General features: G+C 72.1%; 15 protein-coding genes. 7 read left to right on the top strand and 8 right to left on the bottom strand.

Features of this window, described 5'->3' with window-relative positions; genetic code table 11:
* Positions 1–34 precede the first annotated feature (34 nt).
* The gene (locus tag ACFY8U_RS12610; protein ID WP_361596744.1) at positions 35–226 is read left to right on the top strand and encodes a DUF1059 domain-containing protein; all 192 of its coding nucleotides are present in this window, start codon (positions 35–37) and stop codon (positions 224–226) included.
* Positions 227–329: 103 nt separating this feature from the next.
* On the opposite strand, the gene ACFY8U_RS12605 is transcribed toward ACFY8U_RS12610, so the two are convergent.
* Positions 330–1484 carry a cystathionine gamma-synthase gene (locus ACFY8U_RS12605; RefSeq protein WP_361435899.1) on the bottom strand — a complete coding sequence of 385 codons (1155 nt, stop codon included), beginning with the start codon at positions 1482–1484 and terminating at the stop codon, positions 330–332.
* 73 nt (positions 1485–1557) lie between these two features.
* On the opposite strand from ACFY8U_RS12605, the gene ACFY8U_RS12600 reads away from it, so the two are divergent.
* From ACFY8U_RS12600 to ACFY8U_RS12585, 4 genes are all read left to right on the top strand, one after another.
* On the top strand, positions 1558–2667 hold the full coding sequence (locus ACFY8U_RS12600; RefSeq protein WP_361435897.1) for a hypothetical protein: 1110 nt from the start codon (positions 1558–1560) through the stop codon (positions 2665–2667).
* 144 nt (positions 2668–2811) lie between these two features.
* Positions 2812–3471, top strand: a complete 660-nt coding sequence (gene msrA, locus ACFY8U_RS12595; protein WP_361435895.1) for a peptide-methionine (S)-S-oxide reductase MsrA — start codon at positions 2812–2814, stop codon at positions 3469–3471.
* A 268-nt stretch (positions 3472–3739) separates the two neighbouring features.
* Entirely contained in the window at positions 3740–5908 is a 2169-nt protein-coding gene (locus tag ACFY8U_RS12590; protein WP_389569103.1) for a DUF4157 domain-containing protein, read from the top strand.
* A 207-nt stretch (positions 5909–6115) separates the two neighbouring features.
* Positions 6116–7951: an ABC-F family ATP-binding cassette domain-containing protein gene (locus ACFY8U_RS12585; RefSeq protein ID WP_389569101.1), complete on the top strand. Its 1836-nt coding sequence runs from the start codon at positions 6116–6118 to the stop codon at positions 7949–7951.
* Here ACFY8U_RS12585 and ACFY8U_RS12580 read toward each other — a convergent pair.
* Positions 7934–8290: a DUF1330 domain-containing protein gene (locus ACFY8U_RS12580; RefSeq protein ID WP_389569098.1), complete on the bottom strand. Its 357-nt coding sequence runs from the start codon at positions 8288–8290 to the stop codon at positions 7934–7936. The two genes, ACFY8U_RS12585 and ACFY8U_RS12580, sit on opposite strands and share 18 nt — an antisense overlap.
* 119 nt (positions 8291–8409) lie before the next feature.
* Positions 8410–9462 carry an NAD(P)-dependent alcohol dehydrogenase gene (locus tag ACFY8U_RS12575; RefSeq protein ID WP_389569095.1) on the bottom strand — a complete coding sequence of 351 codons (1053 nt, stop codon included), beginning with the start codon at positions 9460–9462 and terminating at the stop codon, positions 8410–8412.
* Between the two features lie 141 nt (positions 9463–9603).
* On the opposite strand from ACFY8U_RS12575, the gene ACFY8U_RS12570 reads away from it, so the two are divergent.
* A complete protein-coding gene (locus ACFY8U_RS12570; RefSeq protein ID WP_389569092.1) occupies positions 9604–10467 on the top strand; it encodes a helix-turn-helix domain-containing protein in 864 nt (287 codons plus the stop codon).
* 192 nt (positions 10468–10659) lie between these two features.
* On the opposite strand, the gene ACFY8U_RS12565 is transcribed toward ACFY8U_RS12570, so the two are convergent.
* Positions 10660–11928: an Ig-like domain-containing protein gene (locus ACFY8U_RS12565; RefSeq protein ID WP_389569089.1), complete on the bottom strand. Its 1269-nt coding sequence runs from the start codon at positions 11926–11928 to the stop codon at positions 10660–10662.
* A 253-nt stretch (positions 11929–12181) separates the two neighbouring features.
* Positions 12182–12523: a hypothetical protein gene (locus tag ACFY8U_RS12560; protein ID WP_361442971.1), complete on the bottom strand. Its 342-nt coding sequence runs from the start codon at positions 12521–12523 to the stop codon at positions 12182–12184.
* 109 nt (positions 12524–12632) lie between these two features.
* Between ACFY8U_RS12560 and ACFY8U_RS12555 the strand changes: the two genes are divergently transcribed.
* On the top strand, positions 12633–12893 hold the full coding sequence (locus tag ACFY8U_RS12555) for an LAETG motif-containing sortase-dependent surface protein (protein WP_389569086.1): 261 nt from the start codon (positions 12633–12635) through the stop codon (positions 12891–12893).
* Positions 12894–12964: 71 nt separating this feature from the next.
* On the opposite strand, the gene hutH is transcribed toward ACFY8U_RS12555, so the two are convergent.
* The 3 genes from hutH to ACFY8U_RS12540 all read right to left on the bottom strand — a co-directional run bounded on the left by hutH (position 12965) and on the right by ACFY8U_RS12540 (position 16749).
* Entirely contained in the window at positions 12965–14506 is a 1542-nt protein-coding gene (gene hutH, locus ACFY8U_RS12550; protein WP_361762072.1) for a histidine ammonia-lyase, read from the bottom strand.
* A 247-nt stretch (positions 14507–14753) separates the two neighbouring features.
* Positions 14754–15869, bottom strand: a complete 1116-nt coding sequence (locus ACFY8U_RS12545; protein ID WP_389569083.1) for a diguanylate cyclase domain-containing protein — start codon at positions 15867–15869, stop codon at positions 14754–14756.
* Between the two features lie 82 nt (positions 15870–15951).
* Complete coding sequence (locus ACFY8U_RS12540; protein WP_361442962.1) at positions 15952–16749, bottom strand: enoyl-CoA hydratase-related protein; 798 nt, start codon at positions 16747–16749, stop codon at positions 15952–15954.
* Between the last annotated feature and the right edge of the window lie 20 nt (positions 16750–16769).

Below are 16769 nucleotides of genomic sequence, written 5' to 3'. Positions count from 1 at the left end.
AGCCTGGAAGGAGCGGGCGAGTCGAGGAGGACCCATGACCAGGAAAGTCGCCGACTGCCGCAAGACCCCGAGCGTGATGGGCTGCACCCTCACCATCACCGGTGAGGAGGAGGAAGTCGTCCGGGCCGCCTCCGAACACGCGATCTCCGTGCACGGGCACGACGACAGCCCCGAGCTGCGCGCGATGGTCCGGGAATCGCTGGAGGACGAGAAGGTACCGGCCTGACCGAGCGGTGACAGCGGCCGGGCGCCCCTCGGAGGGCCGCCCGGCCGGGTACGTCGAGGACGCGGGCACCCGGCCGTACGGCTCGGGCCCGCCCCCGGCGGTACTAGCCCAGGGCCTGGCGCAGGTCCGCCAGCAGGTCGTCCACGTTCTCGATGCCCACGGAGATCCGGACCAGGTCCGCCGGGACCTCCAGGGCGGAGCCCGCCACGCTCGCGTGCGTCATCCGGCCCGGGTGCTCGATCAGCGACTCGACGCCGCCCAGGGACTCGCCCAGCGTGAAGAGCTTGGCGCGGTTGCAGACCTCGACCGCCGCCTCCTCCCCGCCGACCACCCGGAAGGAGATCATTCCGCCGAAGGACTTCATCTGCTTGGCGGCGATCTCGTGACCGGGGTGCTCCGGCAGACCCGGGTACAGGACCTGGGTGACCTTCGGGTGCTGGGTCAGCATCTCCGCGATCTTCTCCGCGTTCTCGCTGTGCCGGTCCATCCGGACGGCGAGCGTCTTGATGCCGCGCAGCACGATCCACGAGTCGAACGGACCGGCCACCGCGCCCATCGCGTTCTGGTGGTACGCCAGCTCCTCGCCGAGCGCCTCGTCGGCCGTCACCAGGGCGCCGCCCACGACGTCCGAGTGGCCGCCCATGTACTTCGTCAGCGAGTGCACGACGATGTCCGCGCCCAGCGACAGCGGCTGCTGGAGGTAGGGCGAGGCGAAGGTGTTGTCGACGACCAGCTTCGCGCCGGCCGACCGGGCCACGGCCGCGACCGCCGCGATGTCGGTGATGCCGAGCAGCGGGTTCGACGGGGTCTCGACCCAGATCACCTTCGTACGGTCGTTGACCGCGCCGCGCACCGACTCGACGTCGGAGGTGTCGGCCACGGAGAAGTCCACGCCCCAGCGCTGGACGACCTTGGCGAAGAGGCGGAAGGTGCCGCCGTAGGCGTCGTTGGGGATCACCACGTGGTCGCCGGGGGCGAGCAGGGTCCGCAGCAGGCAGTCCTCCGCGGCCAGACCGGACGCGAAGGCCAGTCCGCGGCGGCCGCCTTCGAGGGCCGCGAGGTTCTCCTCGAGCGCGGTGCGCGTGGGGTTGGCGCTCCGGCTGTACTCGTAACCTCCGCGCAGCCCGCCGACGCCGTCCTGCTTGTAGGTGGAGACCTGGTAGATCGGCGGGACGACCGCGCCGGTCAGCGGGTCGGCGGTGTTGCCCGCGTGGATCGCGCGGGTCTCGAAGCTCTGGTGGATGTGCTCATCGCTCATGGGTCAGGAGCGTAGTCCCGAGCGCCGGGGACCGCCGCCTCATGTCTCAGGGAGTGTCCTGGACAATGGACACATGGAGATTCTCTGGTTCCTGATGGCGATGGCGCTGCTGATCGCGATCGTGACCCCGTATGTGAGGCGCCGGCGGTCCGGCGTCGGTATCCGGCAGGTCGCGCCCGGCTCGCCGGACGCCGCCGATCCCGAGGCGTACGGCTTCCTGCGCCAGGAGGAGCAGGACGTACGGATGCCGGGGCCGGACCGGGATCTGCTCGACGTGCTCGACGTGGTCCAGGCGACCCAGGACTGGCGGGCCGCCTCGCAGCTGCTCGCCGGCACGGAGAAGGAGGGCGAGGTCCGCTGGCAGCGCGTCCAGGCGTTCGCGGGCGCGGCCTCGCTGGAGCTCCAGCAGAAGCCCGGCGCGGGCGGCGCGTGGCTGCGCGCGTGGCGGGCAGACTCGCCGAAGGACCCGGGCGGGGCGGCCGTGCACGCCGAGTTCCTGGTGCAGCAGGCGTGGCGCTCGTCCTCGGCCGGCAGCGACGACTTCCGGATCATCCTCGAAGAGGCGAAGAAGGTGAGCGAGGAGGCGGCGCTGCTCGCCCCCGGCGACCCCGTCCCGTACATCGTGCAGCTCGCGGTCGCGCGGGGACTCGGCTACAGCCACGAGGAGTTCGACCAGGTCTGGGCGAAGATCATCGACCGCGCGCCCCAGCACATGGGCGCGCACCTGGCCGCGCTGCACTTCTGGTGCGAGAAGTGGCACGGCTCGCGCGAGGACGCCGACCGCTTCGCGACGGCGGCCGCGGCCCGCGCCCCGCAGGGCTCGCTGCTCGCCGCGCTGCCGCTCTTCGCGGTCTACGAGCACCTGCCCGAGATCGTGCTCGTCCAGGACTTCTTCCGGACCGAGGTGGTGCGGAAGGCGATGGAGGGCGCGCTGTACGCCGTCCACTCGGCGCGCGCCGACGACCCGATGCTGGCGCACGTCCGGCACCTGCTGGTCCTCTTCCTGGTCCGCGGGGAGCGCTGGTCGGAGGCCATGAACCAACTGGTCCACGTCGACGGTCATGTGGGCGCCCTGCCGTGGACGCTGAGCGGGGACCCGGCGGCGGAGTACACGGTGTACCGGAACCTGGCGGTGGCGGGCTACGAGGCCAACGGCGGAAGCCCGGCGACCCTGCCGCACTGACGCGGCGGGGCACGGGCCTCTGCGCTGCGGCCCGTGGCGGCACTCCCTGGCGGCACGCGCGCGTGACCGGACGCCCGGGGCCCGGGGGAATCCCTCCCGGAGTTCGGGCGTTGTGCGTAACGCCCACCGTCGAGGAGATGCCGCATGTTCCTGTCACGCACCCCCGTCCTCCCCACGCCCGACCAGGCGCTCAAGGGTCGGTCCGAGTCCGAGTTCGCGGTCCCCGAGCGCCACACCGTGCTGGGCACCCCGCTGCTCGGCCCGTACCCCGAGGGCCTTGAGGTGGCCGACTTCGCCCTGGGCTGTTTCTGGGGCGCCGAGCGCAAGTTCTGGCAGACCGAGGGCGTCTGGACGACCCTGGTCGGCTACCAGGGCGGCCTCACGCCGCACCCGGTCTACGAGGAGGTCTGCTCGGGCCTCACGGGCCACACCGAGGTCGTCCGGGTCGTCTTCGACCCGTCGAAGGTCTCGTACGAGCAGCTGCTCAAGCTCTTCTGGGAGTCCCACGACCCGACCCAGGGCTTCCGCCAGGGCAACGACGTCGGCACGCAGTACCGATCCGCGGTCTACACCCACTCCGACGCCCAGGCCGCGGCCGCCGACACCTCCCGCGTCGCGTACCAGAAGGTCCTGACGGGCTCCGGCTACGGCACGATCAGCACGGAGATCCTCCCGGCCGAGGGCCGCACCTTCTACCCGGCCGAGGGCTACCACCAGCAGTACCTGGACAAGAACCCGGCCGGGTACTGCGGCATCGGCGGTACGGGAGTCTCCTGCCCGATCGGCGTCGCGAAGGCCGAGTAGGCCGCGGCGCCCCGCAGGCCGCGTAGGCCGGCGGCGCGCAGCGCAGGCCGCGTAGGCCGGGCGGCGCGCCACACGGGCCGCGCATGCGGCGGGGCGCCGCGCAGGCCGCGCACGCGTCGGCGCACCGCGCGGGCCGCGTAGGAGAGCCTGATCCCCCGGGGGCAGCCGGCGTGCCCGGACGTTGCCCCCGGGGGACTTCCGGGACTGCCCGGCTCCGGTCATCGTGGGTCGCGGACGGAGCTTCGCTGTCGGAATCGCCGGAGATGCCATGCGCGTTCAGGAGCCGGGCGGCCGGGATCACCACGAACCCGAGCGGTCGACACGTCAGTCCGCACCCACCACCGGCGGCTCCGGGCGCGCCCCGGGCGTGTTCTCCCCGCAGCACCTCCACGCGCTCCAGCGCAGTGTCGGCAACCGGGCCGTCACCGCGATGCTCGGCGGCGGTCAGGAGCGGGAACAGGCACCCCCCGTGCAGCGCGCCGCCGCCCACACCGTGCTGCGCTCGCGGGGCTCGGCCCTGGACGCGCCGCTGCGCAGCGAGATGGAGGCCCGTCTCGGCGCGGACTTCTCCACCGTACGGCTGCACACCGGCGCCGCCGCCCAGCGTTCGGCATCGGAGCTCGGTGCCCGCGCGTACACCTCGGGAGAGCACGTCGTCATCGGCTCCGGGGGCGCCGACAAGCACACCCTCGCCCACGAGTTGACGCATGTCATCCAGCAGCGGCAGGGCCCCGTCTCCGGGACCGACAGTGGTGACGGGCTGCGGGTGAGCGACCCGTCCGACCGCTTCGAGCGGGCCGCCGAGGCGAACGCGGCGCGGGTGATGGCAGGACCGGCGCCGACCGCGCACGAGCACCCCCACCAGCACGGGGAAGAGTCCGAGGGGCACACCGCGGGACCCCGTGCACAGGCGGGGGAAGGAGCCGTGCAGCGCGCCGTCGGCTTCGAGTTCGAGGCGCAGTGGAACGTCCGCAGGATGGAGGCCGATTCCGAAGCGGTCCGCGACCGGCGCGCGGCGGAGCGACTGCGGCTGATCGACGCCAGGATCCTGGGCATCTTCCTCTCCCCGTACTCGCCGTACCACGCCCGCCTCGACGAGAGCGAGCGGAAGGAGATCGCCGCGGGCGGTCAGGACGCCCTGCGCGCACGGTGGTTCGGCGCCGACGGCATGCTGAACGAAGCCGGCGCGCAGCGCCTCGCCGCCCTCGACGTGAAGGACAGCGAGCGCACGGGCCTGATCACGACCCTGCTGAACAGGGGCGAGGTGTCCGAGGCGCCCCTCGCGGGCGAGAACCTCGGCAAGGGGCGCGTCCACGGTCTCGTCGTGAAGGGCGCGAAGTTCGACCTGACGGCGGACGCCAGCCCCACCGGCGGCTCCAACCTGGAGTGGATCACCGATCCGCTCACCTCGGTCGCGGAGGTCGGGACGGTCATGGACAACGTGACCGCCATGGCCCGCTATCTCGACGGCCGAAGGAGCGACGAGTACATCCCCTCCGAGGACGTCCGGGCGGGCGGCGGGGAGCCCAGGACCGGGCTGCGGATCTATCCGGACGGCAACGCGCTCAGCTTCGCCCCGCAGGCGACGCTCGGGGCGCGTCTGGAGCGGCTGCCGAAGCTGATCGACTACCTCGAGAACCGCAAGCCGATGAGTGCCCTGGAGCGCGTCCCCCTGCTGGGCGCGGGCCGGGTCAAGGGCCGCCGGCAGGCGTCCGCCGACCTGTCGGCGGGCGGGCTCGGCGACCTTCCGGTGGCACGCGCCGGTGCCGGCGCCGCGGTCGCCGCCCTGATTCCGACGCTCGGCTTCGAGGTGCCGGGGACCGACAGGAAGGCGCTCACGGGTCTCGTCATGCACCTCGCCGCCTACCTGCTCCAAGGGCAGAAGCTCCAGCCGGGATCCAACGCCAAGTCGATCGCCGGGGCCCTGATGGCCCGCACGGACTTCGCCCGCTCCTTCGGCCTGCTGTCGCAGGACCTGAGGAACCACTTCCAGGCGGCCCCGCCCGCGTTCACCGCTCTCGTCCTGGAGGCCGCCGGAATGACCGGAACCGACGGCGATCGGGTCTTCGGCAGCGAGGTCGAGCGTGGGCTGGCCAACGACCGTACCCGGACCACCGTCACCCTGACCCGCGGCCAATGGCTGGACGCGCTGCCGGCCGGGAACGACCTGCTCAAGAACTGGGAGCACCTGACCCAGCCCGAGCGGTCCATGGTCGACCAGGACAGCGCCGAGGCCGTCCACAAGTCGCTCGGCGCCCTCGGAGGCGAGCAGAACCTCGTCGGCCCGCAGGGCGACCAGGAGGCGATCGTCGCCGAGCTGCGGCGCATGCAGGACAACGTACGGACGGGTCAGCTGAAGCCGCTGGCCGTCGCCGTCTTCAAGCTGGTCGAACAGCTCAACGCGGACCGGACGCCGAAGTACGAGAAGAAGACGTGAAGCGGGGCGGCCCGGAAAAGGCCGCGCCGGCCACAAGCCGTCTGATTACACTCGATCGCATGATGGGTTGTTCGTTCTACTTCTTTCTCTGATTCCGGCCGCGGACACGGTCTGACCCGCTGATCCGGCGCCCCAGGGGCGCGGCGGCGGTGGCCCCGGTGTCCCCTCTCCGGCCCGAACGCACCCCAGCTCTCAGGGAAAGATCCCATGCGCGACCGCGCCCAGTTGACCTTGAAAGACGTCTCCAAGTCCTATGGGGACCGCTCTGTCCTCGAACAGCTCACGCTCACCGTCCGCCCCGGTGAGAAGGCCGCCGTCATCGGCGAGAACGGCTCCGGGAAGTCCACGCTGCTCCGGCTGCTCGCCGGGGCGGAGGCTGCCGACGGCGGGGAGGTGACGGTCCGCTTCCCCGGGGGCGTCGCGCATCTCGCGCAGACCCTCGCCGAGACCTTCGGCCTCGGGCCCGAGCACACCGTGCGCGACGCCGTCGACGCGGCGCTCGCCGAACTCCGCGCCATGGAGCGCGAGATGAGGGCCGCCGAGGAGACACTCGGCTCGGCGACCCCCGAAGAGCTCGCCGCGTACGGCGAGCTGGCCGCCCGGTACGAGGAGCGGGGCGGCTACCAGGCCGACGCCCGGGTCGACGCCGCGCTGCACGGGCTGGGCCTCGGCCACGTCCCGTACGGGCGCCGCGTCGGCACGCTCTCCGGCGGGGAGCAGTCGCGGCTCGCGCTGGCCTGCGTCCTGGCCTCGGGCGCCGAGCTGCTGCTGCTCGACGAACCGACGAACCATCTCGACCGGGCCGCCGCCGGATGGCTGGAGGAACGGCTGCGTGCCCACCGCGGCACGGTCGTGGCGGTCACCCATGACCGCGGGTTCCTGGAGGGGATGGCGACCACGATCCTGGAGGTCGACCGCGACACCCGCGCGGTGACCCGGTACGGCGACGGCTGGGCGGGCTACCGCGCGGCGAAGGCGGCGGCCCGCCGCCGCTGGGCGCAGGAGCACGAGGAGTGGCGGGAGGAACTGGCCCGTACGGAAGAGCTGGTGGCCGCGGCCGGGCAGCGGCTCGCGGGGGCGGGGAAGGACCCCCGGCAGGGTTTCGGCAAGCACCGCCGCTCGCACGAGAACAAGCTGTCCGGGCAGGTCAGGGCGGCCCGTGTACGGCTCGAACAACTGCGGAGGACGCCGGTCCCGCCCCCACCGGAGCCGCTGCGCTTCACGGCCCGACTGACGACAGCCGCCCCCCACCCCACGGCACCGGAGGCCTCCGGTGCGGGGCCGGAAGGCGGCCTCGGGCCGGATGGCGGCCTCGCGTCGGGAGGCGGCCTCGGGCCGGAAGGCGGCCTCGCGTCGGGAGGCTGCACCCGCCCGGATGGCGGCCCCGGACCGGGAAGCGGACCCCGACCGGGAGGCGGCATCCGACCGGCAGGCGGCCTCGCGCGGGATGGCGGCCTCCGGCGGCGTGACGGCTTGGTCGCCGAGCTCGCCGGCGTCGTCGTCGGCGAGCGGCTGCGGATCGACAAGCTGCGGATCTCGCCCGGCGACCGGCTGCTCGTCTCCGGGCCCAACGGCGCGGGCAAGACGACCCTGCTGCGGGTTCTCGCCGGGGATCTGCGGCCCGACAGCGGCACGGTCGTCCGGTCGGGCCGGGTCGGGTACCTGGCCCAGGAGCTGCCCGCCGTTCCCTCCCCGAAGCCGCTGCTCACGGCGTACGCGGCGGGCCTCCCCGGCCTGCCCGAGGAGCACGCGGAGCAACTGCTCGCCCTCGGGCTCTTCCGGGAGGAGGACCTGACGGTGCCCGTGGCCCGGCTCTCGGTGGGGCAGCAGCGCCGACTGGAGCTGGCCCGGCTGGTGACCCGGCCGGCCGAGCTGCTCGTCCTGGACGAGCCGACCAACCATGTGGCGCTCTCCCTGGTCGAGGAGCTGGAGGCGGCTCTCGCCGCCTTCGAGGGCGCGGTGGTCGCGGTCTCCCACGACCACCGTTTCCGCTCGGGCTTCGGCGGCACGCGGCTGGAGCTGCGCTCAGGCCGTGCCGCCTGACGCGGCGCGCAGGGTCGCGGCCGTCGCCGCCGGGTCGTAGCCGGGGGCGACGCCGTCGACGAGGAGCACGTCGCCCGGAATGTGGCGGGCACGCAGAGGGATCAGCTCCTGGTAGGCGGCGGAGTCGTACCAGGCACGGGCGTCGTCCATCGAGGGGAAGGCGATCATGACGAGGTCACCGGGCCATTCGCCCTCCCGGACCTCCCGCTCGGGAGCGCCGTGCACGAGGAAGCGGCCGCCGAAGGGGTCGAGCGTGGACTGGATGCGCTCGATGTACACGAAGACCTCCTCGTGGAGGACGGTCTGCGGGCTGAGGTTCGCGAGTGCGTAAGCGGTCATGACGCAAGCGTGCCGGGGCATGCCGTACGGGTCGATTACCCCGCACGTCATGCCCCGGCACCCGCCCCGGGCGACCCCGGGCCGCCCCGGGCCCACCCGGAGCGCCGACTCCCAGCGCCTCAGATCGTCGACGCGTCGATCACGAAGCGGTACCGCACATCGCTCGCGAGCACCCGCTCGTACGCCTCGTTGATCTGGTCGGCGCGGATCAGCTCGATCTCCGCGCCCAGGCCGTGCTCCGCGCAGAAGTCGAGCATCTCCTGCGTCTCGGCGATACCGCCGATCATCGAGCCGGCGAGCGTCTTGCGGCCGCCGATCAGCGAGAACAGGTTGAGCGCGATCGGCTCCTCGGGGGCGCCGACGTTCACCAGGGCGCCGTCCGTCCTGACCAGGCTCAGATAGGCGCCGAAGTCGATCGGGGCCGAGACGGTGGAGATGATCAGGTCGAAGGAGCCGGCGAGCTCGGTGAAGGTCGCCGGGTCGCTGGTGGCGTAGTAGTGGTCGGCCCCCAGCTTGAGGCCGTCCTCCCGCTTCTTCAGCGACTGGCTGAGCACGGTCACCTCGGCGCCGAGCGCGTGGGCGATCTTGACGCCCATGTGGCCGAGGCCGCCGAGACCGACGATCGCGACCTTCTTGCCGGGACCGGCCTTCCAGTGGGCGAGCGGCGAGTAGAGCGTGATGCCGGCGCAGAGCAGCGGGGCTGCCTCGTCGAGGGCGATGCCCTCGGGGATGCGCAGGGTGTAGTTCTCGTCGACGACGACGTGGGTGGAGTAGCCGCCGTACGTGGGCTCGCCCTTCTTGTCGAGGGCGTTGTACGTGGCCGTCGAGCCGCCCGTGCAGTACTGCTCCAGGCCCTGGAGGCAGTACTCGCACTCCCGGCAGGAGTCGACGAAGCAGCCGACGCCGACACGGTCGCCGACCTTGTGCCTGGTGACGCCCGGGCCGACCTCGGCGACGACGCCGGCGATCTCGTGGCCGGGCACCATCGGGAAGATGCCCTCACCCCAGCCGTCACGGGCCTGGTGGATGTCGGAGTGGCAGATTCCGGCGTACTTGATCTCGATGAGGACGTCGTGCTCGCCGACCGGGCGGCGCGGCACGGTGGTGCGCTCCAGCGGGGCGTTGGCGGCGGGGGCGGCGTAGGCGGGGACGAGGGAGACGTTCGTGGTCATGGCGACCAGCCTGCCGGAGAGTCCGCGGCTCACCCAGACCTCTGTTCTGCCTACGTCCAGCGTGCCTACCACTGGCAGGGTCAGGAACATCTGTCCGTCCGGGCGTACGACCTGGGATAATCGGGACGCATGGATCGCCGCATGGATCTCAGTGCCGAACTCAGTGAATTCCTGCGCTCGCGCCGGGCCCGGCTGAAGCCGGAGGACGTGGGCCTGCCGGAGTTCGGGCGCCATCGTCGCGTACCGGGGCTGCGCCGGGAGGAGCTCGCGCAGCTGGCGGGCGTCTCCGTCGCGTACTACACCCGGCTCGAGCAGGGCAACGGGCGCAATGTGTCGATGGAGGTCCTGGACTCGATCGCGCGGGCGCTGCGGCTGAGCGACTCCGAGCGGGCGCATCTGACGCATCTGGCCAAGCCGACGGCGAAGAAGAAGCAGCACCGGGCGGCGATCGTGCGGCCCCAGCACGTGCGGCCCGGCCTGCAGCATCTGCTGGACTCGATGGACTCGGTTCCGGCCGTCCTCCTCGGCCGACGCCTCGACATCCTCGCCTGGAACCGGCTGTCGCGGGCGCTGCTCGGCGACTTCGCGGCGATGGAGCCGGAGGAGCGCAACATGGCCCGGCTGGTCTTCCTCGGGCCCAACACGCGTGATCTGTACCTGGATTGGGAGTGCAAGGCGACCGAGGTGGTGAGTGTGCTGCGGCTGTACGCGGGCTGCTACCCGGACGATCCCGCGCTGCTCGCGCTGGTCGGCGAACTGTCGGTGAAGAGCGAGGAGTTCCGCTCGCTGTGGGCGGCGCACACGGTCGCGGACAAGGGGCACGGCAGCAAGCGGCTGCGGCATCCGCTGGTGGGCGAGATGACGCTGCAGTACGAGTCGCTGAGGGTCTCCGGGACGGACCCGGACCTGGTGCTCGTGACGTACCAGGCGGAGCCGGGGACGGCCTCGGCGGACGCGCTGCGGCTGCTCGCGCAGTGGGGCGTGGAGGAGGAGGTCGTCCGGTAGCTCCTGCTCGGACGCGTACGAGACGAGAGCGGCGGCCCCCCTCCCATGCCGGGAGGGGGGCCGCCGCTGTCGTACGTACGGGGCGCAGTCCGACCGTCAGGCAGTCGGTTCGTCAGGCCGTCAGGCAGTCGGTTCGTCAGGCCGTCCGACCGTCATGCAGTCCGACCGTCAGGCGGTCGGACCGGCAGGCCGTCAGACCGCCGAGCCGGCCTTCCACGCCGACCAGCTCATGTTCCAGCCGTTGAGGCCGTTGTCGGGGGCGATCGTCTTGTCCTTGGAGTTCTTGACGATCACGACGTCACCGACGATCGAGTGGTCGTAGAGCCAGGCGGCCTGCTGCTTCGGGTCGCCCGCGCCCTTGACGTCGTTCAGGCCCACGCAGCCGTGGCTGGTGTTGGCCGAGCCGAAGATCGAGTCCGGGCCCCAGTAGTTGCCGTGGATGAACGTGCCCGAGGTGGACAGGCGCATGGCGTGCGGGACGTCCTTGATGTCGTACTCGCCCTTGCCGTCGTCGTCCGTGAAGCCGACGGTGGCGCCGTTCATCCGGGTCTCCTTGAACTTCTCGGAGATCACCATCTGACCGTTGTAGGTCGGGTTCTCCGGGGAGCCGGCGGAGATCGGGATGGTCTTGACCGTCTTGCCGTCCTGCTTGACCGTCATGGTCTTGGTGGCGACGTCGACGGTGGAGACCTGGTTGCGGCCGATCTTGAAGGTGACGGTCTTCTGCTGGACGCCGTAGACACCCTGGGCGCCCTCGACGCCGTCGAGGTCCAGCTTCAGCGTGACGGTCGAGCCCTCGGTCCAGTAGCTCTCGGGACGGAAGTCCAGGCGCTGGGAGTTGAACCAGTGCCCGACGACCTCCTGGCCGCTGCTGGAGGTCACCTTGACGCCGCCCTGGACGGCGGCCTTGTCGGTGATGGCCTTGTTGAAGTTGAGCGAGACCGGCATGCCGACGCCGACGGTGGAGCCGTCCTCGGGCGTGAAGTTGCCGATGAAGCTGTTGGCCTGGGAGACGGTGGTGAAGGAGGAGTTCTCGTGCGCCTCCAGCCCGTCCGCGTCCTTGGCGGTCGCGGCGATCTTGTAGACCGTGGCGCGCTTGAGCTGCTCGGTGGGCTGCCAGCTCAGCTTGTCGGCCGACATCTCACCCTTGACGGTCGCGCCGTCCTGGGTGGTCATCGTGACCTCGGTCAGCGTGCCGTCGGTCACGGTGACCTTGGCGTCCTTGTTGATCGAGGCGTTGTCGGCGCCGTTCTTGGGCGCGATGGATATCTGGGCCTTCGACGTCTTCTGCGCAGCGGCCTCGTCGACCTGAGCCTGTGACTGCGGCGACTTGGAGCTGTCGGCCGCGCCGCTCTTGTCCCCGTCGCTGCACGCCGAGAGCACCAATACGCCACCGAGCACCGCGGCAGCGGCCGCCAGGCTCTTGCGACGCTTGCTGTCCGTCATCACTCGCTTCTCCATCGTCGCCGAATCCCTGCCAACACTTGCCTGAACATCCATGACACCCCGCCCGGTTCCGGAAGCGGGGGCTTTGTGGGGAACACCACTGATCGACACGCGCGTACGGCCCGTCCGGTTCCGCACACGGCTCCGTACCCGGGTCCGCACGGGGATCCGTACCCGGGATCCGCGCACGGATTCCCCACGGGAAAGCCCCGGGGCGTGCGATGTCTCACGACATCGCCCCGGGGCTCCGAGCAGGGCGTCAGCGCTGCTAGGCCGATTCTTCGTCGTCTTCCTCGTCCCCATCTTCCTCGTCGAGGTCCCACTCCTGGGCATCGGGGTCGTAGTCGATCTCCTCGCTGGTCCAGGAGGCCTGGACCAGGTCGACGCCGGGGACGTCCCGGACGAGGTCGAAGGGCTCGATGAGGTACGCCAGCGCCTCGGCGCTGTCCTCGTGGACGGCGGAGCGGGCGTGCACGCGCTCCTCCTCGGGCATGAACTCGTCGGTCTCGATCCGTCCGACGGCCGCCCCTGTCAGCTCCTCGGGTCCGGCGATCTCCAGGACGACCTCCACCCGAAGCCGTACATAGCGTGATGTCTCAGAAGTGCTCATAGGTCGGAGAGTAGGCCGCCCGAGCTCCCGACTTTCCTGCGACCCGCTGTTTTCATTAGCATCGGCGCACCTACCAATTCGCGGTTTCCGCAAGGGGGATCGAATCTCTGTGTCCGTCGCTCGACGCCCGCTGCTGACCGCCACGGCGGCCGGGGCGCTGCTCTTCGCTCTCTGGTTCGTGCCGTCCGCGAACGCCACCGACGAAGGTCGGGTCACCGCCTCCGAACAGGAGCACGCGGCGAGCGGGGCGCGGCTCGCGGAGACGGGCGGCCCGGACACGACGCCGTATGTGATCGGCGGGACGGGCTTCCTCGCGGTGGGGGCCGGGTTCGTGGCGCTGGCGATGAGACGCGGCGGCCGGGCCTACTGAGACGTACGACGGAAAGGGCCGCAGCTCCCCGACCCGGGGGCTGCGGCCCTTTCCGCTGTCGCGCGCGTCCGTTACGCCAGGGGGCCGGTGACCGGCTCGACGGCGGCGACGAGCTTCCCTTCGCGGACGAAGGCGTCGGCCGCCGCCAGGTCGGGGGCGAGGAAGCGGTCCGGGCCAGGGCCCTCGACGCCCGCGGCGCGCAGGGCCTCGATGGCGGCCTGCGAGGCGGGGGCGGGGGTGAGGCCGCGGCGGAGCTCGATGCCGCGGGTGGCGGCGTAGAGCTCGACGGCGATGATCCGGTTGAGGTTGCCGATCGCCGTGCGCAGCTTGCGTGCGGCGGACCAGCCCATGGAGACGTGGTCCTCCTGCATCGCGGAGGACGGGATGGAGTCGGCGGAGGCCGGGACGGCCAGCCGCTTCATCTCGCTGACCAGGGCGGCCTGGGTGTACTGGGCGATCATCAGGCCCGAGTCGACGCCGGCGTCGTCGGCGAGGAACGGCGGCAGGCCGTGGGACCGGTTCTTGTCGAGGAGCCGGTCGGTGCGGCGCTCGGCGATGGAGCCGAGGTCGGCGGCGGCGATCGCGAGGAAGTCGAGGACGTACGCGACGGGGGCGCCGTGGAAGTTGCCGTTGGAGCGGACCTGACCGTCGGCGAGGATCACGGGGTTGTCGACGGCGGAGGCGAGCTCGCGCTCGGCGACCGTACGGGCGTGGGCCATGGTGTCGCGGCCGGCGCCGGCGACCTGCGGGGCGCAGCGCACGGAGTACGCGTCCTGGACGCGCGGTGCCTCTTCCTCCTGGAAGTGGCCGGTGAGCCCGGAGCCCTTGAGCACGGCGAGCATGTTGGCGGCCGAGGCGCCCTGGCCCGGGTGGGGGCGGATCGCGTGCAGCTCGGGTTCGAGGACCTTCTCGGTGCCGAGGAGGGCTTCGAGGGAGAGGGCCGCGGTGATGTCCGCGGACTTGTAGAGGGTGTCGAGGTCGGCGAGGGCCATGATCAGCATGCCGAGCATGCCGTCGGTGCCGTTCAGGAGGGCGAGGCCCTCCTTCTCGCGAAGCTCGACGGGCTGGATCCCGGCGGCGGCGAGCAGCTCGCCCGCGGGCTTCACGGCGCCGTCGGGGCCCTCGGCGTCACCCTCGCCCATGAGGGTGAGGGCGCAGTGCGAGAGCGGTGCGAGGTCGCCGGAGCAGCCGAGGGAGCCGTACTCGTGCACGACCGGCGTGATGCCCGCGTTCAGCACGTCCGCCATGGTCTGCGCGACCTCGGGGCGGACCCCGGTGTGACCGGAGGCGACGGTCTTGAGCCGCAGGAACATGAGCGCCCGCACGACCTCCCGCTCGACACGCGGCCCCATGCCGGCGGCGTGCGAGCGGACGATGTTGCGCTGGAGCTGCGCCCGCAGCTCGGGGCTGATGTGCCGGGTGGCGAGGGCCCCGAACCCGGTCGAGACGCCGTAGACGGGCTCGGGCTTGGCGGCGAGCGCGTCGACGACGGCACGGGAGTCGGCAAGTGCCTGCACGGCCTCGGGGGACAGCTCGATGCGGGCGCCGTGGCGGGCGACGTCGATGACGTCCTGGAAGGTGGTTCCGGACGTGCCAAGGACGACTGAGTGCATATCCATATTCAGCACCCTACGGACTGAAGACCGGCATGTCACTAGTCGACCGGCGGACGGGTCCTTACCGGGGCCCGCACGAGGTCCTTACGGGTCCGCACGGGTTCGGTGGCCCGTCCGGGCCCGCACGGGTTCGGGGTCCGTACAGTCCGCACGGGGTACGGGCCCGCACGGGTCCGCACGGCGTCCGTAACGGGGCCCCCGCGAGCGAGGCCCCGCCGCGTGACGGACCCGCGCCGCCCCGGTGCTACACCGGCGGGGCGTCGCGGAAGCGCCTGCGGTCGCGCGCTCCGGGCGGGGCGTCGGCGAGGCGGATGACCGTGCCGTCACGCCCCGCCACCACCGGCTTCCGCGAGCGCGCCGCCTTGGCCTGGTACTGGGCCGCGTCCGCCAGGCGGAAGAGACGCCGTGCGGACTTGACCGGACCGATGGGGTCGCCCGTGGAGGCGACCCCGCAGGCGACGCCTTCGCCGAGCTCCAGCTCCCCGGCCCGTACGCAGAGTTCGTCAGCGACCGCCACCACCTCGTCCGCCGTCGGGCCGACCGACAGCAGGCAGAACTCGTCACCGCCGAGGCGCGCCGACAGGGCTCCCGTGAGCATCGCCCCGCACCGGGAGAGCACCGAGCCGAACCGTTCGAGCAGCCGGTCGCCGACCGCGTGCCCGTGGGTGTCGTTGACCCGCTTCAGACCGTTCAGGTCGCAGACCACCAGGCTCACCACGGACCCGTCCGCCCGGTAGCGCTCGATCGCCTCGTCGAGCCGGGTGTCGACCGCGCGCCGGTTCGCGAGACCGGTCAGCGGGTCGGTGAAAGCCAGCTTCCGGACCTCCTCCAGGCGCTCCGCCTGGGCGATCCCCGCGGCGACCACGGCCGCGAGCACCGCCGCGAAGTCCGCGTCGTCACGGTCGAAGACCGGCACCCCGGCCGGGCGTGCCACGTACAGCTCGCCCCAGGCCCGTCCGTGCAGCACGACGGGGGCGACCACGCAGCAGCCGCGCCCGCGCCGGCGCAGCCCGGTGACGCGGCCGGTCGAGACACGGTCACCCGCGGTCTCCACCCAGGCGTCCGGCTCACCGCCGCCCGCCCACCGCGCGTGGAGGAACTCGGTGATCTCGGGGAACTGGTGCACCGGATACGTCTCGGCGTCGGGGAACTCCTCCTCCCCCACCGCCCGCTCCCCGGCGTTGACCAGGACCTTCAGCCGGCCGTGGTCGCGTTCCCAGACCGACAGTGCGGCGAAGCTCCCGCCGAGCGCGTCGCGGGCGCCCAGCGCCGCGGCTCGCCAGAACTCGCGCGGGGTGTGCGCCGCCGCCATCGCCTGCGCCAGCGCCACTACGGCCCGCAGCCGCACGTCCTCTCCCATTCCTCCAGCTTAGGGACGTTTCGTCCGTTTTTACGTGTGGAGCATCACGGAAAGTGACAATCCAGGAGGAATCCGAGGATTCTCAGACGCCCGGCCACTCCGGCTTCCGCTTCTCGTTGAAGGCCGCCACACCCTCCGCCCGGTCCCCCGAGAACGCCACAGCCCGCCACGCAGCGTCCTCGACCTCCAGGCCCGCCTTCAGGTCCAGGCCCTGGCCGAGCCGCAGCGCGCGCTTGGAGGAACGCAGGCCGACCGGGGAGTTCGCCGCCATCCGGCCCGCGAGCTCGAGCGCCGCCGTACGGGCGTCCTCGGCCAGCACGTCGACGAGTCCCAGCTCGCGCGCCTCCGGCGCCTCCACCCGTCGCGCCGTGAAGATCAGCTCGGCCGCCCGCGCCGCGCCCACCCGGCGCGGGAGCAGCTGCGTACCGCCGCCGCCCGGGATCACGCCGACCGACACCTCGGGAAGCCCGACGACGGCCGTCGCGTCGGCCACGATCACGTCGCAGGCGAGCGCCAGCTCGTAGCCGCCGCCCAGCGCGAAGCCGTGGATCGCGGCGACGGTCGGCATCGGCAGGTCGAGCACGCCGCCGTAGGCACCGCGCGAGACGGGCCGCTGACGGACCATGTCGGCGTCCGTGAAGGAGTTCCGCTCCTTGAGGTCGGCGCCGACGCAGAAGGCCTTGTCGTTGGAGGACGTCAGCACCGTCACGCGCACCGTGTCGTCCGCGCCGAGCGCCGCGCAGGCCGCGCTGATCGAGCGCGCCATCTCCAGGGAGACCGCGTTCATCGCCTTGGGCCGGTCGAGGACCAGCTCGGCGACGTGCTCGTGCCTCCGGACCGCGACGAACTCACCAAAACGCTGCTCGGACTGCTCGGACATGACCGCACCCTCCCGGTTAA

This window comes from Streptomyces sp. NPDC012508, from assembly GCF_042902595.1.
In the GTDB taxonomy this organism is placed as follows: domain Bacteria; phylum Actinomycetota; class Actinomycetes; order Streptomycetales; family Streptomycetaceae; genus Streptomyces.
Note: the sequence above shows the minus strand (reverse complement) of the source record. Positions and strands in the feature narration are given on the sequence as shown.

Excerpts from the sequence above, each read along its gene's own strand:
- ACFY8U_RS12610 (WP_361596744.1), top strand. The coding sequence starts at position 35 with ATGACCAGGAAAGTCGCCGACTGCCGCAAGACCCCGAGCGTGATGGGC.
- ACFY8U_RS12605 (WP_361435899.1), bottom strand. The coding sequence starts at position 1,484 with ATGAGCGATGAGCACATCCACCAGAGCTTCGAGACCCGCGCGATCCAC.
- ACFY8U_RS12600 (WP_361435897.1), top strand. The coding sequence starts at position 1,558 with ATGGAGATTCTCTGGTTCCTGATGGCGATGGCGCTGCTGATCGCGATC.
- msrA (WP_361435895.1), top strand. The coding sequence starts at position 2,812 with ATGTTCCTGTCACGCACCCCCGTCCTCCCCACGCCCGACCAGGCGCTC.
- ACFY8U_RS12590 (WP_389569103.1), top strand. The coding sequence starts at position 3,740 with ATGCGCGTTCAGGAGCCGGGCGGCCGGGATCACCACGAACCCGAGCGG.
- ACFY8U_RS12585 (WP_389569101.1), top strand. The coding sequence starts at position 6,116 with ATGCGCGACCGCGCCCAGTTGACCTTGAAAGACGTCTCCAAGTCCTAT.
- ACFY8U_RS12580 (WP_389569098.1), bottom strand. The coding sequence starts at position 8,290 with ATGACCGCTTACGCACTCGCGAACCTCAGCCCGCAGACCGTCCTCCAC.
- ACFY8U_RS12575 (WP_389569095.1), bottom strand. The coding sequence starts at position 9,462 with ATGACCACGAACGTCTCCCTCGTCCCCGCCTACGCCGCCCCCGCCGCC.
- ACFY8U_RS12570 (WP_389569092.1), top strand. The coding sequence starts at position 9,604 with ATGGATCTCAGTGCCGAACTCAGTGAATTCCTGCGCTCGCGCCGGGCC.
- ACFY8U_RS12565 (WP_389569089.1), bottom strand. The coding sequence starts at position 11,928 with ATGGAGAAGCGAGTGATGACGGACAGCAAGCGTCGCAAGAGCCTGGCG.
- ACFY8U_RS12560 (WP_361442971.1), bottom strand. The coding sequence starts at position 12,523 with ATGAGCACTTCTGAGACATCACGCTATGTACGGCTTCGGGTGGAGGTC.
- hutH (WP_361762072.1), bottom strand. The coding sequence starts at position 14,506 with ATGCACTCAGTCGTCCTTGGCACGTCCGGAACCACCTTCCAGGACGTC.
- ACFY8U_RS12545 (WP_389569083.1), bottom strand. The coding sequence starts at position 15,869 with ATGGGAGAGGACGTGCGGCTGCGGGCCGTAGTGGCGCTGGCGCAGGCG.
- ACFY8U_RS12540 (WP_361442962.1), bottom strand. The coding sequence starts at position 16,749 with ATGTCCGAGCAGTCCGAGCAGCGTTTTGGTGAGTTCGTCGCGGTCCGG.